This is a genomic window from Pseudomonas sp. NPDC088368 (genome assembly GCF_044753445.1).
In the GTDB taxonomy this organism is placed as follows: domain Bacteria; phylum Pseudomonadota; class Gammaproteobacteria; order Pseudomonadales; family Pseudomonadaceae; genus Aquipseudomonas; species Aquipseudomonas bambusae.
In genome coordinates, this window is sequence record NZ_JBIVNG010000009.1 from 66492 (window position 1) to 91293 (window position 24802).

The following is a 24802-nucleotide window of genomic DNA, read 5'->3' on the forward strand; positions in this document are numbered from 1 at the left end:
ATCAGTCACCATCGTTGGCATTGAAACCCAGTTGAATGCCCAACGCCTTGGCCAGCTCGCCTTCGTGCAGGCGATGAACCGCGTTGAGGCTGTCGTAGAACGCGTTCAACTGCTGACGGCCTTGCTCGGAGGCCAGCAGATCTGCCAACGGCGGTTTCAGGGCGGCCAACTGTTTGCGGCTCTCGGCATACGCCGCATCGATCTTGTCGGCCAATGGCTTTTGTTCGGCAGTCAGCAGGCCACGCAGGCCCTTGTTGTCCACGCCCGCCCACACGGTTTCGGCGCTCGCCAGGCTCGCTTGCAGGCTGCTCAACGACGCCTTGCTGCGCCATGCCTCCGCCTGGAACGGCTGTGGCACACCCTTGGATTGACGGCCCAGCGGCGTGCCGAGTTTCTTCTTCAAGGTGTCGAGGGCTGTGACCTGCACGCGCAGTAATTCGGCAATGGCTTCATGAGAGTCGGCGTAGCGCTGGTTCGGAAACTTGCTCAACTGCGCGAGCATGCCGTCGGTGCTGTTCCAGCTGGTGAGGATGTCTTCGGCCAGCGACTTCTGGCGTTCGCCAATGGCAGTGAGCAGCGGGCAGTAACGAGCTTTCTGTTCGGCGGTCGCCATGTCGATCTCAGCGTCGAACAAAATGTATTCGTAGGCCGAAAGGCCTTGAACCACGACGCTGGATTTGGACAGGGCGTCGGCGCTGATCTGCGGCTGCGCGGTGACCAGTTGCTCGACCTGACGCCCGACCAGGTTCTTCTTGTCTGGCCAGAACTGGACCTGCCACGAACGGTTACCTTCGGCGAGCGGCCCGATCAGCAGTGGTTGCAATTCGGCCCAGGCTTTTTGCGCGTGAAGGAAGTCGGCGCGGGCGGTGTCCAGGTCGGATTTGCCTTCGCAGAACGCCAGCGCGCTCACGGCCAGTTGCCGGTCGGCATCGACCCAGCGGCTGTAGGTCGGCAGGATCACTTGCTTGGCGATGGCAGCGGACGTCACGGCCTGTGGGTCCGATGGCGTGCAGGCACCCAGCGCGAGCGCGGCGAGGCTGGTGAACAACAGCTTGGGACGGAACATGTCCGGCTCCTTATCGTTTGAAAATTGCGTTTATAAAGAATTCAGGAACGCCAGCAGCGCAGCGCGCTGTTGGGCGTCGAAGGCCAGCACGTGACGCTGCGCGGGTAAGGCTTCGCCGCCATGCCACAGCACCGCTTCCATCAGATCGCGGGCGCGCCCGTCGTGGAGAAATTGCGTGTGGCCGTTGACGGTCTGAGTCAGACCGATGCCCCACAGCGGCGGCGTTCGCCACTGCTGGCCGGTGGCCTGAAATTCACTGAGGTTGTCGGCCAGTCCTTCGCCCATGTCGTGCAGCAAGAGGTCGGTGTAGGGGCGAATCACCTGATTGGCCAGCTCGGGTTCGGCCGCATCGGCAGCGGTGGTGAACTGCGGCGTGTGGCATTGCTGACACCCGGCCTTGAAGAACAGATTCTTGCCTTGCAACACCTGCGCATCGCCGACGTCGCGACGGGCCGGAACTCCCAGGTTGCGGGCGTAGAAAGTGATCAGCCGCAAAATGTTGTCGCTGACTTCCGGTTCGCCGTTCGGGCCTTCACCGCTGGGTGCTCTCTGGCAGGCGATTTGAGAAGGGGTGCAATCGTCAGCAGGTTCCAGGTGGGACGTCAGGCCCATGTCCCCGGCCAGCGCGTGGGCGTTCTGTTGATTGACGGTGGGCTGTGCGGCCTTCCAGCCGAAACGCCCCAATACGGGCTTTTGCTGCGCGTCGTCCCACACCCAGTTGGGCGTGCCGGTGATGCCGGTGCCGTTCTTGTCATCAGGGTTGGCGTTGGCCAGGATCGCCGCGTCGGGAATGGCTTCGAGCAGACCCAGTCCGATCATCGGCGGCGCGATGCGTGCGGACGCTCGGGTTTGAGGGTGCATCGGCCCGTAACCGAGTTGGGTGATTCGCAGCGTCGGGCGACGCAGGTGAGCGGGGGTGCCGTCGCGAAAATGCACGATCATCGAGTCGTATTCGACGCGCACCTTGGCCTCGGGGGTGACGCCGGGTATCGCCATGTCTTGCAGTTGTGTGCCGTAGACCGGCTCGGGCGTCAGGCCCAGCCGTTTGATGTGTTCGGCATAGGCGGGCGCATCGGGAATCGACAGGCGCACCAGCATCGACACGGCGTTATCAGCGCCCGGCTCGGGCGGATGACCGCGGCCGTCCTTGATGTGGCAGTTCTGGCAGGCGTTGGTGTTGAACAGCGGCCCGAGGCCGTCCCGCGCGGTGGTTGTCGATGGCGCGATGACCCACGGGTTGCGAAAGAAACTGTTACCGACGCTGAAGTCCAGGCGTCGGCTGGGCGAAAGATTGGCGGACGGCAGCGAAAACGCGTTGCGGTCGCTCTTGTTGACTGTGGTCGCGCCACCGGACAACGCCTCACCGGGTTCCGCAGACGTGAAACGCGGGGCGTCATCGCACCCGCCAAGGGCCCAGGCCATCAGCAGGAAAAACGAAAAACGGAACCGCGCAGTCATACAGATCCTGCAAAAGGGGTGGAAATCGGGGCGAGCAAGCTTACCAGCCCCGTCTGTGAGGAATAAGAGGGATTAGCGTTTGTAAGCGCCTCTCGAAACGTGTTGTAACCAATTTGCTGGCAGAGCGGGTGTCTGACCAGACGGCCTCGTCAGAAGCCTGAAATATCCAGTGAAGGGTTCTCCACCAGAAGCTGCATCATGCGTTTTTCACCTTCGATCACTTTGAAACATCGGTAGTCGCCGATGCTGTCGAGTTGGCGTTCTCGTTCGCGAATTGCCAGTTCCTTGGCACGTTCATAGCCGTAGTGTTCGACCCTGAACGACTTGGTCACGCTGCTGCCGTTGCGCAAGGTGGTGCGGGCGACCCAATAGGCGATGCCGGTGTAGCAGCGGTAATGCACACCGGGATAGCCGCTGGTGTTGGTGGCGATGATGCGTTGGCGGATGTCGCGGCTGAGCTTGGGCAGGTACGTGAGCAGCAATTCGTCCCGACAGGCGTCAGCCGCCTTGCGGGCCTCTTCACGGCCGCCATAGCGTGAGAATGAGAACAGTCGGTTGAGGGTCTTGCCATCGCGATAGATCGTCACTTTCCAGGCACGGGGCCCTTTGATGCCGACCAGCAAATGGATTCCGTAGTTGTTGGTTTTGAGCTTGCTGACGCGGCGCCTTTTATTGTTTCTCTTGGGCACTGTCTGTCTCCTCCTGGATGGGATGGGGTCAAGGAAGTGCGCATGATCGGTGGCGAATTCAGGGTGTTCAATCCGACAAATAATGAACAGGAAAAGACCTACAAAACTTACAGATCGGTCCTCATAAGCCCTTTATTTGCAGGGGTTTTACGCTTTTTATGATGCACAAAAAAAGGCCAATCCGAGGGTGGATTGGCCTTCATTTGACGTTCATTCAGACGCGCCCCGAAGAGCGCTTCTTTTGCGTCGATCAGAACTCGTGATCGGCGTTGTCAGGGTTCAAATCGGTGATGCCTAGCTTGCCTGCGGCCTGTTCGATGGCGCCGGTCTGCTTGACCAGTGCCGCGATGGCGTCGCGAACGACCTGATTGCCTGCGGTATTGCCTGCGGCGATCAGTTGATCGAAATGCTCGCCCTTGTTGGCGTGATCGACGATCACTTGCAGCTTGGCCTGGGTGTCGTCCAGATCGGCGCGCAGCGTGGTGTCGGTTGCTGCATCGGCTTTTCCTACCAGCGACGACAGGCTGGGACCGCTGACCTTGCTGCCGTCTACGCGGGTGTATTCGCCCAGATATACATTGCGAATACCCAGCCCGTTGTAGAAGTGCGAGTGGTGGGTGTTGTCGCTGAAGCAGTCGTGCTCGTCTTCGCTGGAGTTGGCTTCCAGTGCAACCTTCATGCGCTCGCCCGCCAGTTCGCCCAGGGACAGGCTGCCCATGCCGAACAGCATCTTGCGCAACCCGCTTTCGCCCGATTCGGCTTCCAGCGTGGCGCGGTAGTTGTCGGCGACGCCCGGCTTCCAGTTGCCGACCATCTCTTCCAGATCGCTCACCAGCAGATCGGTGGCGGCCTTCAGGTAGGCGCGACGACGGTCGTTGTGACCGCCCGTGCCGCCGTTGCCCTCGATGTAATCGCTGGCAGGCCGCTCACCGGCGCCCGGGCCGTTGCCGTGCAGGTCCTGGCCCCAGAGCAGGAATTCAATGGCGTGATAACCCGTGGCAACGTTGGCCTCGGCGCCGCCCAGTTCGTTCAGGCTGGCCAGTTTCTCAGGGGTGATTTCAGTCACGTCGACTTTGTCCTCGCCGACCTGAATCGAGGTATTGGCGATGATATTCGCCGTCGCGCCAGGGTTGCCCAAGGCATGCTGGTAATCCTTGGCGACGTAGTCGATCAGACCTTCGTCCAGCGGCCAGGCGTTCACCTGACCCTCCCAGTCGTCGATGATGGTGTTGCCGAAGCGGAACACTTCGGTCTGCATGTAAGGCACACGCGCTGCAAGCCACGCGTCGCGAGCGGCTTTCAGGGTCTGGTCGTTCGGGGAGGCAAGGAAGGCGTCGACGGCAGTGCTCAGTTTCTTCGCAGTGGATTCGGCGTCGCTGAACGCGGCAAATACGATGTTTGCGTAGTTGGCCACCACGGCCTTGGCTGCGGCATCGCTGGTCTGCGCGGGCGCAGCAGCCGGTTGGGCAGCAGGTGCTGCTGGGGCGGCAGCGGCGGGTGCGGGAGTCGGAGCGGCGGCAGCGGGCTTGTCCTTGCCTTGGTCACAACCGGCCAAAGCGATAGCGATGGCCAGCAGACTGGCAGTTGCCAGGGGCGTACGAATCATGACGGAATCCTGCGTCGAGAGGTGTGTGAACGGTGGCGAGCGCCAGCAAATCCGCGCAATGATGCGAAAGATTTGCATTCGGTGTAAAGGCAAAATGCCCAGAGCCGACGGAGGAGGTATTTCAAGCTGTTACAGAATTTGAGCCCAACTCTGTTGCCGCATGGCTTGCCAGCGGCGACGATCTTGAGGGGCTCACCGCCGGCAAGCCTGACTCAGGCAGCGTGCGGGTGGTTAGAGCACGCCCATATGGGTGCGATGCGCTTGCTTCAGATACGACAGCAACTCACGGGCAGGCAACGGCTTGCTGTAGAAATAGCCCTGACCTTCGTGGCAGCCCTCGGAAATGATGTAAGCCTCTTGCTCGGTGGTTTCCACGCCTTCGGCGATGACCTGCATGCCGAGGCTTTTGCCGAGCTGGATAATGGCGCGCACGATCGTCGCGTCGTCATCGTCGTCGATCAGGTCCTGAACGAAGCTCTTGTCGATCTTGATCTTGTCCAGCGGCAAGCTCTTGAGGTAACTCAGGGACGAATAGCCGGTGCCGAAGTCATCAATGGCGATCAGCGCGCCAGAGCGGCGCAGGCTGAGCAGGTGTTGGGCAGCGGTGCTGATGTCTTCCATCAGGCCGGTTTCGGTGACTTCCAGCTCAAGACTGCGCGGCGGCAGGCGGTAGATCTGTAGCAGATTGTTGACCACGCGCGGCAGTTCGGAGTGATGCAGTTGAACGGTCGACAGGTTGACCGCCATGCGCAGGTCGGTGAAGCCTTGGTCGTGCCATTCGCGCAGTTGTTTACAGGCTTGGTCCAGCACCCATTCGCCGATGGCAATGATGGTGCCATTCTGCTCGGCCAGCGGGATGAACTGGTCGGGCGGTACGAAGCCATGCTCGGGATGCGTCCAGCGAATCAGTGCTTCCACGCCCACCACCCGTTGATCGCGGTAGCTGATCTGCGGCTGGTAAACGAGGTGAAACTGGTTGCGGACCAAGGCTTCGCGCAGGTCTTTTTCCAGCTCGCGACGGCGGCGCATCTCGCTGTCCACGCTGGCGATATAGAACTGGTAGCGATTACGCGAACGGGTCTTGGCCAGGGTCATGGTCTGTTCGGCTTTCTGCAGCAGCTTTTCGGTGCTGTCGCCATCTTCCGGGAACAGCGTGATGCCGATGGTGGCGCGCAGGCGGATTTCTTCCCCGTCCACGGAAAACGGCGCCTCCAGGTCATCGAGGATGTTCTGCGCCAGTTCGGCCGCTTCGTAAGGCTGCTCGATGTCGGCCTGAACCAGCGCGAACTGGTCGCCCCCCAGCCGTGCCAGCGCGCCGAGGCGGCCGCTGTGGCTGCGCAGACGGTCAGCCAAAGCCAGCAGCAGTTGGTCGCCGGCCTGATAGCTGAATTGTTCGTTGATGCCTTTGAAATCGTCCAAACCGACGCACAGCACTGCGACGCGATGCTGCACCTTGCCGGCGTCGATCAGAATCTTGTCCAGTTGCTGCTGCAATTGCTGGCGATTGGGGAGGCCGGTCAGAAAGTCGTATTGCGCCATGCGCAGCAGGCTGGATTCTGCTTCGTGACGCAGATGGGTATTGCGTTCGATAGACGCCAGCAATTCGTTGGCGGTGTTGACCCAGATGCCCAGCTCGTTTTTCTCGTGGCCCTTGAGCAGCGGCAACTGGTGCTCACTGGGGCGGTCGGGGTTGATGCTGGTCAGGTGTTCGATGATGCGCGACAGCGGCTTGGTCAGCAGCCAGTGATAGACGAGATACAGCACGAGGCCCATGGCCAGCGCTCGCAGCACGCCAGAGATGAAAATGATCATCGAATTGATCAGAAAGCCTTCGCCGTAAGTCGCGGTGTCCAGCGTGATACGCAGGTCGCCGTAGTATTCGCTGTACGGGCTGCGGCCAACCAATTGGGTGGTGAAGCTGCGCTCCTGGCCGAGAATCGGGTCGGTCAGCCAGCGCGTGGGAGAGGGTTTGAGGTCGCGGGTTTTTTCCGCGAGCAGCGTCTCGTTGGGATGGCCAATGGAAGCCATGCGCACGGCCTTGTCCTGGAACAAGCCTTCAATGACCTGCATGCCCATTTCCCGGTCCAGGCTATAGACAGCCTGAGTCGACGGGTCCCGGAACATGTCGAGAATCCGCTCGGCGTCAGTGGCAACCGCCTGGCGCGTTTTGTAGGCGTCGTACACGATCTGCGCGCAGCTGAGCACAACGCCCACGACCAGCGCCGACAACAACACCACACGCAGCAGCTTCACCGACAAGCTGTTTTTGAGTTCCAGCTTCAAATGGGCATTCCTTCATCCATGCTGGGCGACTGCTTGCAAGCATTGGCAATGCAGACCTTCGGGTCAAGGTCTTGATACACCTCTGACCTGTTTCATTTGGATAACGATTCACATGCAGGCAAGTAAGGCTATCAACACTGTGTCGGTAAACAGGAGGCGGAACTTGAGCCTCGCTTCGTCGATTTCCGGCGGAAACTGATATTAGTCCGCTATCGTTTTCTGACAATACATAAAGGACGAACAGAAGGCGAAAAAAAACCCGGACAGGCCGGGTTTTTCTTCAAAACAGCGTTCGATGCCGTAATCAGGCAGTGAAAGCCTTGCCTTCGAACTGCTCAGCAACGAACTTCCAGTTCACCAGGTTCCAGAACGCCTCAACATATTTTGGACGCAGGTTACGGTAGTCGATGTAGTAAGCGTGTTCCCAGACGTCGCAGGTCAGCAGCGGGGTGTCGCCGCTGGTCAGCGGGTTACCGGCGCCGATGGTGCTGGCCAGTGCCAGGGAGCCGTCAGCCTTCTTCACCAGCCAGCCCCAGCCGGAGCCGAAGGTGCCAATGGAAGTCTTGCTGAATTCTTCTTTGAACTTGTCGAACGAGCCGAACGCAGCGTTGATGGCATCAGCCAGAGCGCCGGTCGGTTGGCCGCCAGCGTTAGGCGCCAGGCAGTTCCAGTAGAAGGTGTGGTTCCAGACCTGGGCTGCGTTGTTGAAGATACCGCCCGAAGAAGATTTGACGATTTCTTCCAGCGTCTTGCCTTCGAACTCGGTGCCTGGGACCAGGTTGTTCAGGTTCACGACATAGGTGTTGTGGTGTTTGTCGTGGTGATATTCCAGCGTTTCCTTGGAGATGTGCGGTGCCAGAGCATCGTGTGCGTACGGCAGCGGCGGCAATTCGAAAGCCATGGTAATTCTCCTAATCAGGTCAGGTTGCGGTTAGCGCAAGGCCGATCACGGACGGCCAGACAAAATACGCCGGCGAGTTTTTACTCTTTGCGGCGTAGGGGCTGGATCATAGCACCGGCCCCGGCCCATAACCACGCAACAACTGTGTGGGATAGAGGTTCCCATGGAATCGGCTGGAAGCGGATCTGTGGCAAGGTTCGCGTCTTGATTCTGGCCGAAGGCCGTGGGAGTTGGCTTGCCTACGATCTGGCGTGAAGCGGCAGCAGAATCTGTGCATCCGGTGTGCCTGACACAACCGAGCTGTCGGATTTTGCTGTCGCTGCGCAACAGATCGTAGGCAAGCCAACTCCCACCGGTTTCGGCCACAAATGGGACCACAATCGGGGCATGACGGCATCACGCCGAGCGAATCAGTTGCACCGCCACGCTGAACATCATCACCGCAACCATCAAGTCAAGCAGGCGCCAGGTGGCGGGGCGGGCCAGCCAGGGGGCGAGCCAGGCGGCACCGATGGCGAGGGTAGAGAACCACAGCAGCGACGCGCTGGCGGCACCGGCCACGTAGGCGCTCGGTTCGGTCTGTTGCGCGCCGAGGGAGCCGATCAGCAGCACGGTGTCGAGGTAAACGTGCGGGTTGAGCAGGGTCACCGCGAGCGCGGTCAGCAGTACGGCGCGACGTGAGCGCTGACCATTGGCGTCGCCTTCCTGCAAGCTCTGGGGCGACAGCGCACGACGCAAGGCCTTGGCGCCATACCACAGCAGAAACACCACGCCGCCCCAGCGCGCCACGGCCAGCAACGTCGGGTTATGAGCCAGCACGTTCGCAAGCCCGAAGACCCCGGCCGCCACAAGGACCACATCACACAAGATGCACAGCACGGCCACGGACAGGTGATGCTCGCGACGCAGACTTTGCGCCAGCACGTATGCATTCTGGGTGCCGATGGCCATGATCAGGCCGAACGCGACCAGCAGTCCGTTGAGGTAGCTTTGCCACATGATGAGGTGCTCCGGGATGACGGTGAGGCTAAGAAGATGTGGCGATTGTCGGCGCTGAGGCTGTATAAGAAAAACCAATAATCCTGATCACTCATTAGGAAAAGTGATGTTCGATTACAAATTGCTTTCCGCGTTGGCGGCCGTCGTCGAACAGGCCGGGTTTGAACGTGCAGCGCAGGTGTTGGGGTTGTCGCAATCGGCGGTTTCCCAGCGGATCAAACTGTTGGAGGCGCGTGTGGGGCAGCCGGTGTTAGTGCGGGCCACGCCCCCGACACCCACCGAAATCGGTCGGCGCTTGCTCAACCATGTGCAGCAGGTGCGCTTGCTCGAACGCGACTTGCAGACCTTGGTCCCGGCGCTGGACGAGGGTGGCGCCCCCGAACGTCTGCGCATCGCGCTCAACGCCGACAGCCTGGCAACGTGGTGGGCGCAGGCGGTGGGGGACTTTTGCAGCGAGCATCATCTGCTGACTGAACTGGTGGTCGAAGATCAGGAAGTGGGCCTCAAACGCATGCGCGCCGGGGAAGTGGCGGCGTGTCTGTGCGGCAGCGAGCGGCCGGTGGCCGGGGCACGCAGTTTGCTGTTGGGCGCCATGCGCTATCGTGCGTTGGCCAGCCCCGCCTTCATCGCCCGGCATTTTCCGAACGGCGTGACCCCGCAGGGGTTGGCGCAGACTCCGGCGCTGGTGTTCGGCCCGGATGATTTCCTGCAGCACCGTTATCTCGAATCGCTGGGCGTCGAGGGTGGTTTCCAGCATCACCTCTGCCCGTCGTCGGAGGGTTTCATGCGCATGACCGAGGCCGGAATGGGCTGGGGGCTGGTGCCGGAATTGCAGGTGCGTGAGCAACTGGCCAGCGGAAAACTGGTGGAATTGTTGAGGGATCGCTGCATCGATGTGCCGTTGTACTGGCATCATTGGCGCAGTGGCGGGCAATTGCTGACGCAGCTGACCGATCACCTCGCTAAAAAAGCCGGGCAATGGTTAGTGCCGCTGGCAGCGGATTGAGCGTCACTGCCGGTGTTGGATAAGCGGGACCTACAATTGACCGTCCGACGCCGTCACGGCGGCGCTCGGTGCGAAATGTATAGATGAGATGGAGCGGTAAATGAAGATTCTGGTCACCGGCGCGAGCGGCTTCATCGGCGGACGCTTCGCGCGTTTTGCGCTGGAGCAGGGGTTGAGCGTTCGGGTCAACGGCCGTCGTGCGCAAGGCGTCGAGCACCTGGTACGTCGGGGTGCGGAGTTCATTCAGGGCGACCTGAACGACCCGGAACTGGTGCAAGCTTTGTGCGACGACGTTGAAGCCGTGGTGCATTGCGCCGGAGCGGTGGGCAACTGGGGGCGTCGTCAGGACTTCCATCAGGGCAACGTGCAAGTCACTGAAAACGTGGTCGAGGCCTGCCTCAAGCAGCAGGTGCGGCGGCTGGTCCACCTGTCATCGCCTTCTATTTATTTCGACGGCCACGCGCACCTGAACATCCGCGAGGAGCAGGTGCCGAAACGGTTCCACAATCACTACGCGGGCACCAAATACCTGGCCGAGCAGAAAGTATTCGGCGCCGAAGAGTTCGGCCTCGAAGTGATCGCGCTGCGGCCCCGTTTCGTCACGGGGGCGGGCGACACCAGCATTTTCCCGCGCCTGATGCAAATGCAGCGCAAGAAGCGCCTGTCGATCATCGGCAATGGGCTGAACAAGGTCGACTTCACCAGCATCCAGAACCTCAACGAAGCCCTGCTCAGCAGTCTGCTGGCGACGGGGTCGGCGCTGGGCAAGGCCTACAACATCAGTAATGGCACGCCGATTCCGATCTGGGACGTGGTCAATTACGTGATGCGCCAGATGGAGTTGCCGCCTGTCACCCGTTATCGCTCGTACGGCCTGGCATACAGCGCCGCCGCGATCAACGAGGCTGCGTGCCTGCTTTGGCCCGGCCGACCTGAACCGACGCTGTCGAGAATCGGAATGCAGGTGATGAGTCGAGATTTCACGCTTGATATCAGCCGCGCCCAGTATTATCTGGATTACCAGCCCAAGGTCAGCGTCTGGACCGCGCTGGACGAGTTCTGTGGCTGGTGGAAGGCCCAACACGGCGCCGAGCTGTAAAACACCCGGCGGTTCGGATGGTCCTAACGTTCGGCGGAGCGAATCCGCCCTTCAAGATTCAACGGATTTCAAAGGGAAACGCATGCGCAAAGATCCGTATGACGACGTCGATGACGTCCCGAGCCTCAGCGCCAAAGATGATGACGACGATTTTATTCCGACCACGGCGGGCGCTCGCGAGCGCACCACGGTGTACTCGCGCACCACGCCAGTGGTGAAGGTGAAAACGCCGGGTACGGGCGCGTTATGGGCGTTGATTGGCGCGCTGTTCATCGCGTTCTGCGGCCTGGGCTGGTGGAGTTTTCAGCAGGTCTCGTTGATGGAGCAGCAACTGGTCGCCACGCAAGAAAGCTTCGCGCGGATCAGTGAGGAAGCGGCGGGGCGGTTGCAGGACATTTCCGGCAAGGTGGTAGCCACTGAGTCGGTCGCCAACAGCGGCGGTGAAGCGCTGAAAGCTGAAATCAAGGCGCTGCAGGATCAACTCGCCGAGCAGAGCAAACAGCAGCAGGGCGCGGCCGGGGTGCAGGGCGGTCTGGACAAGCGTCTGGAAACCATCGCCACGCAAGCGACGCAGCAACAGGCCACGAACCAGCAATTGCAGGATCAGCTCAAGGCCGTGACCACGGAGTTGGCGGCACTAAAAGCCGCGATGCCGGATGGCAAGTCGGCGCAGGCTGATCAGGATCGTCTGGATTCGCAGCTCAAGAGTTTGAGCGCGGACGTGGCGAATCTGAAGAAGAGCAACAACAGTCAGACCATCGAGCGTCTGGAGCAGGACATGATTGTGCTCAAGAGCGAGCAGGACAACCGTCCGGCGCAGGCAACGTCGTCGGGGGCGAGCACCCAGGAATTCGATGCGTTCCGAGGGCAGATGACCCGCAATCTGAACACGTTGCAGAGCCAGATTCAGACGTTGTCGCAGCAGATCAATTCGCGGGCGCAGTAGCGGGTTGGCTTGGGACCTTGGTTTTGATGCCCTGCGGGCCTATCGCGCTTGCCCGCGATAGGCCCGCAGGGCATCAAAGTATCGATTCAAAGCCCTGAGACCTTGAAGCCTTACAACGCCGGATAGTCGATATAACCCACCGGCCCTTTGGCGTAGAACGTCTCTGGATGCGGCTCGTTCAGCGGCGCATCCTTCGCCAGACGCGCAGGCAGGTCAGGGTTGGCGATGAACGGCACGCCGAATGCAACGGCGTCGGCCTTGCCACCCTCCAGCCATTCGTTGGCGCTGTCTTTGGTGAATTTCTCGTTGGCGATGAACACCCCGCCAAACGCTTGTTTCAGGCGCGGCGACAGGCTGTCGTCGAGTTCGCGTTCGCGGGCACACAGGAAGGCGATCCCGCGTTTGCCGAGCTCCGTCGCGACGTAGGTGAAGGTCTCGGTCAGGTTGTCGTCGCCCATGTCGTGCAGGTCGGCGCGTGGCGAGAGGTGCATGCCTACGCGGCCAGCGCCCCAGACTTCTACAACAGCGTCGGTCACTTCCAGCATCAGGCGTGCACGGTTTTCCACCGAGCCACCGTAAATGTCGGTGCGCTTGTTGGTGCTGCTTTGCAGGAACTGGTCGAGCAGGTAACCGTTGGCGCCGTGGATTTCCACGCCGTCAAAACCGGCAGCCTTGGCGTTCTCTGCGCCCACGCGGTAGGCCTCGACGACGTCTTCGATTTCAGCCAGTTCCAGCGCACGTGGCGTCGGGTAGTCGGCCAGCGGGCGAACCAGGCTGACGTGGCCTTTCTGTTGAACGGCGCTCGGTGCGACCGGCGCTTCACCGTTCAGGTAGATCGGGTGGGAAACACGGCCCACGTGCCACAGTTGCAACACGATCTTGCCGCCCGCCGCGTGAACGGCTTTGGTGATGTTGCTCCAGCCACGGACCTGATCGTTGGACCAGATGCCCGGCGTATCGGGATAACCGACGCCCATCGCGGTGACCGAGGTGGCTTCGGTGATGATCAGACCAGCCGAGGCGCGCTGCACGTAATACTCGGCCATCATCGCGTTGGGCACGCGGCCTTCGTCGGCGCGGCAGCGGGTCAGCGGGGCCATGACGATGCGGTTGTTCAGATCGAGTTCGCCGATCTTGATCGGGTCAAAAATCGTGGTCATCGGAAGGTATCCTCAGTGAAGTCTGTAAAGGTTGAATCCGCAGTCTTTTAACGCATGTCGCTGAAGCGCTGACTCTAGAGGCTCAGTTCGCCACAGCAGCCAGCTCGGCATCGCCGCGCTGACGGAAATTGATCAGAGTCACCACCAGGGCCAGCACCGCCAGGGCGCCAGCGGCCAAGGGCACGCTGGTGAGGCCAAAACCGTGGGCGATGACACTGCCGCCGACCCAGGCGCCCAAGGCGTTGCCGACGTTGAAAGCGCCGATGTTCAGGGTGGAGACCAGATTTGGAGCGTCCTTGCCGAAGGTCACGACGTTGATCTGCAACGCAGGCACAGCGGCAAAACAGGCGACGGCCCAGAGGAACAATGTGATTTCGGCCGGAATCAGCGCGACGCTGGTCCAGCTCAGGACAGTCGAGACCACGGCCATGGTGATGAACACGCCGATCAGCGTGGCGGCCAAACGACGATCCGCCAGCTTGCCGCCGATGATGTTGCCGAGGGTCAGGCCCAGGCCGATCAGCATGAGTGTCCAGGTCACGCCATGTGGCGATACCCCGGTGATTTCACCCAGCAACGGTGCGACGTAAGTAAACAGGGCAAATACGGACGCAGCGAACAAAGCGGTCATGCTCAGCGAAAGCCAGATACCGGCGCCCTTGAGCACTGCCAGTTCGGCACGCATGTCGAGTTTTTCTTCGTCACGTTTGGCAGGCAGGAAGCGGATCAGGCCGATGAACGCGATCACGCCGATCACGGTCACCGCGTAGAACGTCGAGCGCCAACCCGCCTGTTGACCCAGTGCCGTACCCAGCGGCACACCCAGCACGTTGGCCAGGGTCAGGCCGGTGAACATCAAGGCGACGGCGGAAGCGCGGCGATTGGCGGGCACCAGACCGGCAGCGACCACGGAGCCGATGCCGAAGAACGCACCGTGACACAGAGCAGTCACGACGCGGGCGAACATCAGCACGTTGTAATCAGTGGCGACGGCGCAGAGCAGGTTGCCGATGATGAAGATGCCCATGAGGATTACCAGCGCCGCTTTGCGTGGTAACCGCGAAGTGGCCATCGCCATGAACGGCGCGCCGATGGCGACACCCAATGCGTAACCCGTCACGAGCCAGCCCGCACCGGGAATGCTTACGCCCAAGTCAGCGGCGACGTCGGGCAACAGGCCCATGATGACGAACTCGGTCGTCCCGATGGCGAAGGCGCTCAGGGCCAGAATAAGTAGCGAAAGAGGCACGGGGCGTCTCCTGAAAGTGTTCAGAGCTGACGCGTCAGCTCCTGCAAAAACGCCTGAATGGCGTCTTCGTTACGTTTGAAAAAATGCCACTGACCGTGCTTTTTGCTGGTGATCAGCCCGGCACGTTGCAGCGTCGCCAAATGGGCAGAAACGGTCGATTGCGAAAGGCCTGCGCGCTGGTCGATCTGACCGGCACAGACGCCGCCGTCGAAGGTGTGTTGCTGGTCCGGAAAGCAGGTTTCAGGGTCTTTCAGCCAGGAAAGAATCTGACGCCGCACCGGGTGCGACAGGGCTTTTATAATGTCGTCGAGGTCGATAGGCATGTCGTTCTCAATCCGCGTATAGCGGTATATCGCGATGGGGCGAACTTTATATCTGTGCATCGCGATATACAAATATGAAAGGGTGCTAAGGACCGCGCGAATCGGTATATCGGGTTATAACGATATGGTGCGTATCCCTGATCTCGCGACTGCTAGCAGGGGGACGGTGCTGGCAAAAGCAGGCATACCGCAGTGCATTTGTGGGAGCGAATTCATTCGCGAAAAATCGTTCAGTCGCTGATTCTGCTTGTCTGCACCGGCCCCTTCGCGAATGAATTCGCTCCCACAGTGGAGATCGCTGTTATATCTGGGGGCGTGCAGCTGCTATAGGGATCGTGTTGATGTCTGTTACATTCTTCCGATGAATTACCTCGCACACCTCCATCTCGGCGGTCAGACGCCTGCGCAACTGCTCGGCAGCCTGTATGGCGATTTCGTCAAAGGACTGTTGCCGGGACGGTTTCCTGCGGACATTGAAGACGCTATCCGACTGCATCGACGCATCGACGTGTACACCGACGGCCATCCCGTCATCAAGCAGGCGATGGGCCGATTCCCGGCGGAGCGCAGGCGTTACGCGGGGATTGTGCTGGACGTGTTTTTCGATCACTGCCTGGCGCGGGATTGGGCGCAGTATTCGGACGTGCCGCTGCCCGTCTTCACTGACAAGGTGTACCGGGTGCTGGCCGATGAGCCGAACTTGCCGGAGCGCCTCGCCTACATTGCTCCGAGAATGGCGGCGCAGGATTGGTTGGGTTCGTACGTGGACTTCGAGGTGGTGGGCGATGCGCTGGCCGGGATTGCCCGACGCCTGTCACGCCCCGAGGCCCTGGCCGGCGCCATGCAGGAGCTGCAGGCGCTTTATCGGCCGTTGAGCGACGATTTCTGTGCTTTCTACCCCGAGCTGCAAGCGTTCGCTCAGGCAGCTCTGGCGGCAGGGCGTGCTTCGGCGGGCTTGGCGACATCGCCGGACTGAGTGGCTTCACCAAACAGTGCCGTCTGCACCGCCTGCTGAGCTTCAAACGCCAGTGCTGCGCGTTCCTTGCCTTGAGACTCAATCGGCGTCAGCAACTGGATGTGTACGTCGCTGACTTCGTTGGCGAACAGGCGACGCAGGTGCGACAGCAGGTCGTCATCGCCAATGAATGGCGCGATCTGATCCGGCTTGCCATCACGCAGGTACTGAATCGCGACCGGTTGAATCGCCACGCCAGTCTCGATTGCACTCGACAGCAAGCGACCGTGGAAGGTGCGCAGGCTGCGGCCATCGGTGGTGGTGCCCTCGGGGAAGATCACCAGCGAATGATTGCCCTGCAGGTGGTGGCCCATTTGTTTCTGGATCAGCTTGCTGTCGCCCGACCCGCGACGAATGAACAGCGTGCCCGCTTTCAGCGCCAGCCAACCCGCCACGGGCCAGGTGCGCACTTCAGCCTTGGACAAAAACGACAGCGGGGCGAGTTGGCCCAGCAGGGCAATGTCGGTCCACGACACATGGTTGCAGACCCACAGCATCGGCTGGCCGGGCAAGTGGCCGCTGACCTTGACGCGGAACGGCAGGGCACCGGTCAGGCGCGCCATGAACCAACTGGTCCAGCGCTGACGACGCGCCATGGAGTTGCCAATGCGCAGGCGTTCCATCAGGGCGAAGGTGCCTGCGATAGTCAGGCCCAGGGCGATGACCCCCAGCACGCGGATGACTCGCGCATGACTGCGCAGCGTGCTCATCACACGGCTGCCTTGAAGTGGCGAGCGTAGCGCGGGCACAGCTCGTCGCGCTTGAGCAGGATGAACACGTCGGCGACCTGGAAATCCTCGTCCCAGCACGGCTCGCCGCAGATCTTCGCACCCAGGCGCATGTAGGCCTTAAGCAGCGGCGGCATTTCGCAGATCACGTTGTTCGGCAGGTCGAGGTTCGGCAGCGGATTTTTTGGCTCTGCACGCAGGTGCTCGGTGCTCAGATAACGCTCGCGCAAACGTTGCATGATGGCGTGGGCCTGAATGCCGCCGTCTTGCATCGGGATGCTCGCGCAGCCCATGAGGTAGCTGTAGCCGCCTTCGTTGAGGACTTCGGCCAGCTCGCTCCACAGCACGGCGATGGTGCCGCCGTTTCGGTAGGCCGGATCGACGCAGGTGCGACCCAGTTCGAGGATCGGGCCTTGCAGATGGCCGAGGCCGTGGAGGCTGAATTCTTCTTCGCTGTAGAACCGGCCCAGAGTGTTGGCAGCCTTGTGGTCCAGCAGGCGGGTGGTGGCGACAAGGCGACCGCTGTTGAGGTCGCGCACGCCGATGTGCATGCAATGTACGTCGTAATCGTCGATGTCGAGGCCCAGTTCAGCGCCCTTGAGTTTGGCGTTGAATTCGCCGCTGAACACACTGAATCGCAACGCCTGTGCTTCCTGCATGGCGTGAGGCCCGATCAGGCGTTCGGCCTGCAGGCGACGGTCGGAGGAGGTGTCTCGAATGCTGGCAATCTGAGTCATGTGGCGTCTCCGTGGGCCAGCCTTGGTCCAGGCCGGTCGACTGATTATTCGAAGCATTGCTGTACGAATGCAGGCTAGGGAGGGCCGATGTCATGACTATTAAGCTTTGGTGATGGTTGCGTGACAGGGGGCGGGCAATGGTATGGCGTGCGCGATTCGCCTTGATCTGGCCGAAGACGGCGACGGGGCGGTGTCCCGCAACCGCCTATGATTCTGGCCGAAGGCCGTGGGAGTTGGCTTGCCTACGATCTGCTGCGCAGCAGTAGCGAAACCGGAAACCTTGGTTGTGTCAGACAGGCCGCATACACAGAGTTTGCTGCCGCTGCGCGACAGATCGTAGGCAAGCCAACTCCCACGCCTTCGGCAGAAACAGGCTGCGGCGTGACCTGGATTTTCCTTTGTCGGCAAGACCTGATCGCACCCAGCATCAGCTGTCACGATTGCCGTCTACAGTGTGCTGATCCTGCATTCGAGACCCGTTCATGCGCCGTCTGCTGTTCACGCTTTTCCTTTTTCTGATCGCCTGCCAGGCCGCTGCCGAAACGTGGCCTGATGAGCAATGGCCCGCGCGTCCCTTGGCCCCAAGCGTGGCGCTCAATGATCTTGAGGCGTATGCCTTCCCGCCCCGCGACGAGCAAACGCGCAAGGGCATTCGCACCGACGCGTTGTTGATCATTCGCAACGGCGAGGTGGTCTACGAGCGCTATGCGGGCGTCACCAAGGCCGAGACGCCGCACCTGACCTGGTCGATCAGCAAGAGCATTCTCGCGACGGTGCTCGGTGTGGCGTTCAGTGAAAACCGCTTCACGCTCAGCGATCCAGTGGCCAGGTTTTACCCGCCGTTCAATACTCACCCGGACATCAAGATTCAGGACCTGCTGCACTGGGCCTCGGGCCTGGACTGGCAGGAGGATTACGAATACGCGCCGCTCAACTCGTCAGTGGTCGCGATGCTCTACACCCGTGGGCGCGGCGATATGGCGCGTTTCACCGCCGAGCATGGTGTCGCCAGCGCCCCCGGCACGTCCTATCGCTATTCAAGCGGCGACAGCACCGTTCTGGCCGCCGCGCTGAAAGGCATGGTCGGCGACGCCGCTTACCCGGATTATCCCTGGACCGCGCTGTTTGACCCCTTGGGCATTAAAAGTGCCGTCTGGGAAACCGACGCCACTGGCACCTTCGTCGGCTCGTCTTACGCTTACATGACGGCCCGGGATCTGGCGCGCATCGGCCGGCTGATGCAGCAAGGGGGTCGTTGGCAAAATCGTCAGTTGCTGCCCAAGGCATGGGTCGATTTCAACCTCACGCCGTTCGCTTCACAGACGGCCACTCACGAAGCCCCCGGCGGCCATTGGTGGTTGAACAAAACAGCAGGCGGCCAACCCGGCCCCTGGCCCGACGCGCCGCCCGACACCTTCGCCGGGCTCGGACATTGGGGACAGGCGCTGTACGTGATCCCAAGCGCTGGCCTCGTGATCGTGCGTTACGCCGACGACCGCGACGGCAGTTACGATCACGATGAGTTGCTCAAACGGGCCCTGAAAGCCGTCACCGGGGAGGGCGTCCAATGAGCGCGCGCAAAGGCTTACTGCGGCGTCGCCGGTTCAGCAGTGCCGCCATCCTGATCCTGCTGTTTTTGCTGGCCATGATCTGGCCCTGGCGCGTTCAGTTAGAGGCGTTCCCGACCATCATCAGCGCCTACACCGCCAAGGAATATTGTTCGTGCCGGTATGTGATGAACCACCCCGCGGACTATTGTCAGGGCTACGTGAAACAGTGGCTGCCGAGCACGCTGACCGAAAGCCTGAGCGACAAGCGCATCACCGCCACCGGCATGGGCCGTGAGAGCAGTGCGCAGTGGCAAGGAGCGCATCAGGGCTGTCGATTGCTGCCTCCCGGGTCGTGAGGGCGAACATCCCCGTTTGCCTGCGGTCAGACAGCCGGATAAGGTTGCCTCAATCGCGCCGCTGGAGTTCTCATGCCCACTTTCCCCCGCCTGCTGCTGGCCTCGCTCGCCGTTCTGGCGCTGCCTGCGCAGGCGAATTGGTATCTGGATAACGAGTCGTCGCGACTGTCGTTCATTTCCACCAAAAATGCAGATATCTCCGAAGTTCACCGCTTCCTCAACCTTCACGGAAAGGTCGACACCAAGGGGGTGGCCGAGCTTGAGGTCGAGCTGGATTCTGTCAGCACCGGCATTCCTCTGCGCGATGAGCGACTGCGCAAGCAGCTCTTCGACATCAAGCAATTTCCCGAGGCGACTATCACGGCGCAACTGGACATGCGACCCATCAACGCCCTTGCACCCGGCGCGCAGCTCGAACTTCGCCTGCCGTTGAGGGTGCAGTTGCACGGCCAATCGCAACGCTACAGCGCTCAATTGCTGGCGACCCGGCTGGATGAGCGACGCTTTCAGGTGGTGACGCTTGAGCCTCTGGTGTTGCACGCCGAGGACTTTGGGCTGTTGCCGGGCCTGGATGCATTGCGCAGCGTCGCGAATCTTTCCGCCATCAGCTTCTCGGTGCCCGTCGGCGCCGTGCTGATCTTCACGGCGCGCTGAGCATGAGAGGCGCGATCTTTCCGTGGCGTAAAGACAACCGGTTCAACCTGATGATCGACGGCCCCGCGTTCTTCCCCCGCATGATCACGACCATCGAAAACGCTCAGCAGCAAGTCGAGCTGGAGCTGTATCTGGTGGAAGCGGGCGCCTGCGCCGAAGCGGTGGTGCAGGCGCTGGTGAATGCCGCGAAACGTGGCGTCATTGTGCGCTGCCTGTTCGATGACTTCGGGTCGCTGGCCTTTACCCTCAGTCTGCGCACGCGCCTGACCGAAGCGGGCGTGATCCTGCGTTTCTACAACCGCGTGCATTGGCGGCGCGGCATTCGCAATTTTTACCGCGACCACCGCAAACTGCTGCTGGTAGACAAGGAACTCGCGGTGGTCGGCGGCACCGGGGTCACTGACGAGTTCTGGCGCCCCGATCAAGACGCCAGCGAGTGGCACGAAGTCATGGTGGAAATTCGCGGCCCGATGGTGCTGGATTGGCAAGCGTTGTTCGACCGTCAGTTCCACGCGAATCCTCGCCGCCGCGCGTGGCGACCGGCTGAAAACTTCGGCCTGCCGCGCTTGCCTAAAGCCCCGGTCAGCGGAGAGGGGCTGGGCCGTGTGGCGTACGCTGATTCACGGCAACACCGCGACATTTTGCAATCGCTGATCCGTTCGCTGAACACCAGCAGAAAGCGTATATGGCTGGCGACCCCGTATTTTCTGCCCACCTGGAAAGTCCGCCGCGCCTTGCGCCGGGCAGCCTCCCGAGGCGTTGATGTGCGCCTGCTGCTCACCGGCCCGCGCACGGATCACCCGTCGGTGCGTTACGCGGGGCACCGCTACTACCCACGTCTACTCAAGGCCGGGGTAAAAATCTTCGAATACCAGCCGTGCTTCCTGCACTTGAAAATGGTGCTGGTGGATGACTGGGTCAGCATCGGCTCGTGCAATTTCGACCACTGGAATTTGCGTTTCAATCTGGAAGCGAATCTTGAAGCATTGGACCCGGCGCTGACGCTGGCCGTGCAGGAGAGCTTCGAGCGGGACTTTCTGGTGAGCAGCGCAGTGAGCCTTGAGGATTGGCAGCGCCGACCGCTGTGGCGCCGGGTTCAGCAGCGGCTGTGGGGGTGGGTCGACCGGTTGGTGGTGAATGCGCTGGATCGGCGGGGTTAATGCAGGACTGATTTCCCTGACTTAACGCGTATCCGAATTTCGTCTCGTTGGCGATTTTCGAGTCCTCACTGGCGTGGTTTGATCTAATGATGATCTTCGTATTTTTAGCCCTTTGAAAAATTCGCTGGATAAGCTTTTCTCACGCTCTAGAGACGTATTCACGGCCGTTGGAAGACTGGTTTTTTTCTCGACGTGAATATGAATGTCCAGCATTCCTATATCGTTGAGCGAGTGTTCTATCTTTAAAGCGCGCAAGCCAAAATGATCTAGGATTCTCTGAGTGCTTTTGCCGTTTTGTGTTTGTGTTAAAAAAGCCTGAGTGAATTCGGGTGTGTCGCTTTCGTATTGCCGTGCCATTTTTTTAACGCCCATATTGGAAATGTTGTTTCTTATAATGAGAGACGGCAATGCTCCTAGAAACCCTTCAGCGCTCGCTACTTTGAAATATTGGAAGGTCGCGATGTCATTGGCATAGAGGTTAGTGGTCTCTTTGATGGGTTTAGTGTTGTTTTTAAACGTCCAGACATCCGGCTCAAATTTGTTGATGAAGAGATTGGGTAAAGGATGGCCTGGCGGATGGTATTTTGACACGATTGTATGCCTGTCTCGCATTTCATGCGTGTATACGCTCTTGATCAGATTCCCTTTTTCTTCGCTGATGTTGAATTTTTTACTCCAGGTGTCGGAGGGGTCAACGTCGGTAAAGGGGAGGGTGCTGTTCTCTTTTGCTTGACCGAAACGGTCAATGTAGATCATTGGGCAATTGGCAACCATTTGGTAGAGGTTAAGACCATCTACAGACTCAATGCCGTCGGGCGCCAGCCAGCGCTGCAACCATGGCGCGTAATACCGGAACCCGTAGTAATAAAGCCCTGAGGCATCGCGCTCTTTACCCGAATAGCGAATGGTTTTGTATTTCGCCTCAACCGCACTTCGTGCCGCCCACCAGGACGTGCCGCCGAACGGGTAGTAACTCTCCTGGCTGATGAGCTCGCCTTTATCGTCAAGTTTCAAGGTGCTGGAACCCAAGTGATCGTTCAGGCTGTAGCGGATCTGATTATTGGCGATCCCTTCCGGCTTTTCGTTGGGCCAGTGCAGCACGCGAACGTTATTTCCGCCTGTCTGTATCATGCTGACTTGCAGTGTTTCTCCCGACGCCTCAGTTCGAAGCTCAAGGCTTGGGAGGTATCGCACCTCGCCAACCAAAATTCTCGACTTGGCTAACGTGCTGCGAATTTTCCGGCCGCGTTGGCCGCTGCCGTCATAAACGTAGCGCTCCTCATCGTTGCTACCGTTTTCTCTTTCTACAGCCCTGACACTGCGCAGTTGATTGCGCACATCCCAGTACAAATCCTGCCCCCGAATGAGCTGTTGCAGATTGCCGTTGGCATCGAAGCCCTTGTCAAAATCCGGATCGACATCGCCTTCAGGCAGACTTCGATTGCTGTCTGGGGCTACAAGCATTGTTCGAGTGAATGACTGCGCCCCGACATGGCGCATTTCCCGCAGATTACCCCCTGCGTCGTAGTCGTAACGCTGGGTGTAATTGCTCAGTTGGTTGGGGTCTTGAGCCAGGTTTTGCAGCGTCGGCAGGGCGGGGCCATGGCTGGCGCCGGTAGACACTTCGCGACCGGTCGCTTCAATCAACTGATACAGCGTGTCGTAGCGATAGCGACTCACGGGGTCGATGCGTTGGTTGGTGAAAAAGCGCGTTGCTTGGGCGGCGTCCTCGATTTCGACGACGTTGCCCACCGGGTCGTAGCGGTAGTTCAAATCCTGCAGGACGGTATTGCCGGCTCTTGAAGAGAAGATGCGTGTGAGCCGTCCGCTTTGCGGCTCGTAGGTTTTTTCGCTGATGACGCCGTTACCCAGATGCTCGCTTTCCAGTTGGCCAGTTGGGTTGTAGTGCAGATCGCTGATGAGCGTCTGAAAGGTCTGTGCGTTTGCCAGTTTCAGGCGTGTTTCCCACAGGAACCCGCCAACGTTATAGAGATGTTCAGTGCGATTGCCTACAGCGTCGGTCTGACAAACGAGTGACGCAGCGGCATCGAAAACAGTCGTGGTGGTGTGCTCAATGCCAGGCTCCAGCAACGCATCTCGTTGGCCTGAATCAAGGGGCCAGTCGGGCTGCTCGTCTGTCTGCAGAAACCTTCGGTTCTCGATCAGCACACCGCCCGCCAAGCCGAATTCTTGCGCGCACAGAGTGCCTGCCGGGTCGTCATGACGAATCAGTCGGCCGCATTGATTATGTTCAGCGGACAACGCAGAAGGGTCTCCGTAGGTGTACCGTTCGACCACGTTCGGCTGCGCATCGATCAAGTTTTCAGTCACCGAAACAGCCCGCAGACACTCATCGTAATCGGTGCGGCTGTAGCTTCCTCGACCATCCCAACGCTCGACCGATTGTCCGTCAGCGCCAGACAGCTCCAACCGCCAACCCGCATCGACGCTTTCATCGAGCAAGGTCTGACCGGACAACGAAGGTGTCTTCCTGAGGTTCGCCGTCGCAGCCTTTTCCCACAAACGAGGGTCCCAATCGGCCACCGAGCGTCCGGCCTCATCCCACACATGACGCGTTACACGAGCCTGAGCCTCATCAATCTGATCGATTCGATGCCAAGCCACTTCACGAGCCAACAATCCGCGAGGCTCGATGGCGTGCAAATGGGGACTAAAGGAATGGAGACCCATGCTCATGACGTCCTTGTCGGCTGATTATTCAAGGTTAGAAGCCGTTTGACCGGGCGAGCGGGACTCGCGACCAACGGCGCGCCGGTCATACATCTGCCGGATGTGTCGCGCTTGCGCTGTAGTACTAGGCTGTTACCCAGAACTGAAGGACTGCGCGAATACTCGACGTCACAAAAACAGAAGGGGATTGATGATGGCTGCGAAAAAAATCCTGATGCTGGTCGGCGATTACGTCGAAGACTACGAAGTGATGGTGCCATTTCAGGCGCTGCAGATGGTCGGTCACACCGTCCACGCCGTCTGCCCCGGCAAGAAAAAGGGTGACGTGATCCGCACGGCGATCCATGACTTCGAAGGCGATCAGACCTACAGCGAAAAGCGCGGGCATAACTTTGGCTTGAACTTCGATTTCGACAGCGTGAACTCCGCCGACTATGACGCGTTGCTGGTACCGGGCGGGCGCTCCCCGGAATACCTGCGGCTTAACCAGAGGGTGCTTGAGTTGGTGCGCGAGTTTGGGCGCGACAACAAGCCCATCGCTGCGGTCTGCCATGGTCCGCAACTGCTGGCCGAAACCGGAGTGTTGAAGGGCAAGTCGCTGAGCGCGTATCCCGCGTGTGCTCCTGAGGTCCGGTTGGCGGGTGGAGAATTTGTCGAGATCGGCATGGACGAAGCCCACACCGACGGCAATCTGGTGACCGGACCCGCCTGGCCTGCGCACCCGGCGTGGCTGGCGGCGTTTTTGAAGGTGCTTGGCACCCAAATCATTTTGTAAGACGGAGGTTTGACCATGTGCGAACTCTACGTAAAAGCCGATCCGATCCTCTACGAGTCTCGCTCGCGCTCATTGCGCATTTGTGGCGTGGTAACGACGCTTCGGCTGGAAAATCAGTTCTGGGATATCCTCGCCGAGATTGCCGGGCATGACGGCATCACCACCAATCAATTGATCAGCAAATTGTATGAAGAGGTCATGGATTATCGTGGTGAAGTGGTGAATTTCGCATCGTTCCTGCGGGTCAGTTGTATGCGCTACCTCAGCCAGCACCGAGCGTTGGTCACACCCTTGAGCCTCGTGCGTACTCATGCCGCGACCACCGAATCGATACCCTTAAGTGGTTGATCA

Annotated in this window: 23 protein-coding genes; 10 read left to right on the plus strand and 13 right to left on the minus strand. The window is 60.1% G+C overall.

The window, feature by feature from the left end:
• Position 1: 1 nt before the first annotated feature.
• From ACIQAL_RS20130 to ACIQAL_RS20160, 7 genes are all read right to left on the minus strand, one after another.
• Positions 2 to 1066 carry an imelysin family protein gene (locus ACIQAL_RS20130; protein WP_401148689.1) on the minus strand — a complete coding sequence of 355 codons (1065 nt, stop codon included), beginning with the start codon at positions 1064 to 1066 and terminating at the stop codon, positions 2 to 4.
• A 30-nt stretch (positions 1067 to 1096) separates the two neighbouring features.
• A complete protein-coding gene (locus ACIQAL_RS20135; RefSeq protein WP_401148692.1) occupies positions 1097 to 2524 on the minus strand; it encodes a di-heme oxidoredictase family protein in 1428 nt (475 codons plus the stop codon).
• A 149-nt stretch (positions 2525 to 2673) separates the two neighbouring features.
• Positions 2674 to 3213 carry an AP2/ERF family transcription factor gene (locus tag ACIQAL_RS20140; RefSeq protein WP_166596512.1) on the minus strand — a complete coding sequence of 180 codons (540 nt, stop codon included), beginning with the start codon at positions 3211 to 3213 and terminating at the stop codon, positions 2674 to 2676.
• A 250-nt stretch (positions 3214 to 3463) separates the two neighbouring features.
• Entirely contained in the window at positions 3464 to 4819 is a 1356-nt protein-coding gene (locus ACIQAL_RS20145; protein WP_401148695.1) for an imelysin family protein, read from the minus strand.
• Between the two features lie 231 nt (positions 4820 to 5050).
• The gene (locus ACIQAL_RS20150) at positions 5051 to 7102 is read right to left on the minus strand and encodes an EAL domain-containing protein (RefSeq protein WP_341962355.1); all 2052 of its coding nucleotides are present in this window, start codon (positions 7100 to 7102) and stop codon (positions 5051 to 5053) included.
• A 304-nt stretch (positions 7103 to 7406) separates the two neighbouring features.
• Positions 7407 to 8003: a superoxide dismutase gene (locus ACIQAL_RS20155; RefSeq protein ID WP_062384041.1), complete on the minus strand. Its 597-nt coding sequence runs from the start codon at positions 8001 to 8003 to the stop codon at positions 7407 to 7409.
• 396 nt (positions 8004 to 8399) lie between these two features.
• Positions 8400 to 9002, minus strand: coding sequence for a LysE/ArgO family amino acid transporter (locus tag ACIQAL_RS20160; protein ID WP_401148698.1), 603 nt, complete (start codon positions 9000 to 9002; stop codon positions 8400 to 8402).
• A 106-nt stretch (positions 9003 to 9108) separates the two neighbouring features.
• Between ACIQAL_RS20160 and ACIQAL_RS20165 the strand changes: the two genes are divergently transcribed.
• From ACIQAL_RS20165 to ACIQAL_RS20175, 3 genes are all read left to right on the plus strand, one after another.
• Positions 9109 to 10008 carry a LysR family transcriptional regulator ArgP gene (locus ACIQAL_RS20165; RefSeq protein ID WP_401148700.1) on the plus strand — a complete coding sequence of 300 codons (900 nt, stop codon included), beginning with the start codon at positions 9109 to 9111 and terminating at the stop codon, positions 10006 to 10008.
• A 100-nt stretch (positions 10009 to 10108) separates the two neighbouring features.
• Positions 10109 to 11107: an NAD-dependent epimerase/dehydratase family protein gene (locus ACIQAL_RS20170; RefSeq protein ID WP_401148703.1), complete on the plus strand. Its 999-nt coding sequence runs from the start codon at positions 10109 to 10111 to the stop codon at positions 11105 to 11107.
• 82 nt (positions 11108 to 11189) lie between these two features.
• The gene (locus ACIQAL_RS20175) at positions 11190 to 12053 is read left to right on the plus strand and encodes an ATPase (RefSeq protein WP_401148706.1); all 864 of its coding nucleotides are present in this window, start codon (positions 11190 to 11192) and stop codon (positions 12051 to 12053) included.
• A gap of 110 nt (positions 12054 to 12163) precedes the next feature.
• On the opposite strand, the gene ACIQAL_RS20180 is transcribed toward ACIQAL_RS20175, so the two are convergent.
• The 3 genes from ACIQAL_RS20180 to ACIQAL_RS20190 all read right to left on the minus strand — a co-directional run bounded on the left by ACIQAL_RS20180 (position 12164) and on the right by ACIQAL_RS20190 (position 14785).
• Positions 12164 to 13213, minus strand: coding sequence for an alkene reductase (locus ACIQAL_RS20180; protein ID WP_401148709.1), 1050 nt, complete (start codon positions 13211 to 13213; stop codon positions 12164 to 12166).
• An 82-nt stretch (positions 13214 to 13295) separates the two neighbouring features.
• Entirely contained in the window at positions 13296 to 14462 is a 1167-nt protein-coding gene (locus ACIQAL_RS20185) for an MFS transporter (protein WP_401148712.1), read from the minus strand.
• A 20-nt stretch (positions 14463 to 14482) separates the two neighbouring features.
• Positions 14483 to 14785: a helix-turn-helix transcriptional regulator gene (locus tag ACIQAL_RS20190; protein WP_166596522.1), complete on the minus strand. Its 303-nt coding sequence runs from the start codon at positions 14783 to 14785 to the stop codon at positions 14483 to 14485.
• A gap of 361 nt (positions 14786 to 15146) precedes the next feature.
• On the opposite strand from ACIQAL_RS20190, the gene ACIQAL_RS20195 reads away from it, so the two are divergent.
• Positions 15147 to 15761, plus strand: coding sequence for an ACP phosphodiesterase (locus ACIQAL_RS20195; protein WP_401148715.1), 615 nt, complete (start codon positions 15147 to 15149; stop codon positions 15759 to 15761).
• Here ACIQAL_RS20195 and ACIQAL_RS20200 read toward each other — a convergent pair.
• Together ACIQAL_RS20200 and olsB are read right to left on the minus strand one after the other, a co-directional pair.
• On the minus strand, positions 15704 to 16510 hold the full coding sequence (locus tag ACIQAL_RS20200; protein WP_401148718.1) for a lysophospholipid acyltransferase family protein: 807 nt from the start codon (positions 16508 to 16510) through the stop codon (positions 15704 to 15706). The two genes, ACIQAL_RS20195 and ACIQAL_RS20200, sit on opposite strands and share 58 nt — an antisense overlap.
• Positions 16510 to 17265 carry an L-ornithine N(alpha)-acyltransferase gene (olsB, locus tag ACIQAL_RS20205; RefSeq protein ID WP_401148721.1) on the minus strand — a complete coding sequence of 252 codons (756 nt, stop codon included), beginning with the start codon at positions 17263 to 17265 and terminating at the stop codon, positions 16510 to 16512. The genes ACIQAL_RS20200 and olsB overlap by 1 nt, the downstream gene beginning before the upstream one ends.
• Before the next feature lie 482 nt (positions 17266 to 17747).
• Here olsB and ACIQAL_RS20210 point away from each other — a divergent pair, with 482 nt between their 5' ends.
• From ACIQAL_RS20210 to ACIQAL_RS20225, 4 genes are all read left to right on the plus strand, one after another.
• Positions 17748 to 18836 carry a serine hydrolase domain-containing protein gene (locus ACIQAL_RS20210; protein ID WP_401148724.1) on the plus strand — a complete coding sequence of 363 codons (1089 nt, stop codon included), beginning with the start codon at positions 17748 to 17750 and terminating at the stop codon, positions 18834 to 18836.
• Positions 18833 to 19171, plus strand: a complete 339-nt coding sequence (locus ACIQAL_RS20215; RefSeq protein WP_401148726.1) for an amidase — start codon at positions 18833 to 18835, stop codon at positions 19169 to 19171. The genes ACIQAL_RS20210 and ACIQAL_RS20215 overlap by 4 nt, the downstream gene beginning before the upstream one ends.
• 72 nt (positions 19172 to 19243) lie before the next feature.
• Positions 19244 to 19825 carry a YceI family protein gene (locus ACIQAL_RS20220; RefSeq protein ID WP_166596528.1) on the plus strand — a complete coding sequence of 194 codons (582 nt, stop codon included), beginning with the start codon at positions 19244 to 19246 and terminating at the stop codon, positions 19823 to 19825.
• Positions 19826 to 19827: 2 nt separating this feature from the next.
• Positions 19828 to 20985, plus strand: coding sequence for a phosphatidylserine/phosphatidylglycerophosphate/cardiolipin synthase family protein (locus tag ACIQAL_RS20225; RefSeq protein WP_401148729.1), 1158 nt, complete (start codon positions 19828 to 19830; stop codon positions 20983 to 20985).
• 21 nt (positions 20986 to 21006) lie between these two features.
• Here ACIQAL_RS20225 and ACIQAL_RS20230 read toward each other — a convergent pair whose 3' ends face one another.
• Complete coding sequence (locus tag ACIQAL_RS20230; RefSeq protein WP_401148732.1) at positions 21007 to 23676, minus strand: RHS repeat domain-containing protein; 2670 nt, start codon at positions 23674 to 23676, stop codon at positions 21007 to 21009.
• A gap of 190 nt (positions 23677 to 23866) precedes the next feature.
• Between ACIQAL_RS20230 and ACIQAL_RS20235 the strand changes: the two genes are divergently transcribed.
• Together ACIQAL_RS20235 and ACIQAL_RS20240 are read left to right on the plus strand one after the other, a co-directional pair.
• Positions 23867 to 24451, plus strand: a complete 585-nt coding sequence (locus tag ACIQAL_RS20235) for a DJ-1/PfpI family protein (protein WP_401148734.1) — start codon at positions 23867 to 23869, stop codon at positions 24449 to 24451.
• Between the two features lie 15 nt (positions 24452 to 24466).
• Positions 24467 to 24799, plus strand: coding sequence for a ribbon-helix-helix domain-containing protein (locus tag ACIQAL_RS20240; protein ID WP_401148736.1), 333 nt, complete (start codon positions 24467 to 24469; stop codon positions 24797 to 24799).
• The last annotated feature ends 3 nt before the right edge of the window (positions 24800 to 24802 follow it).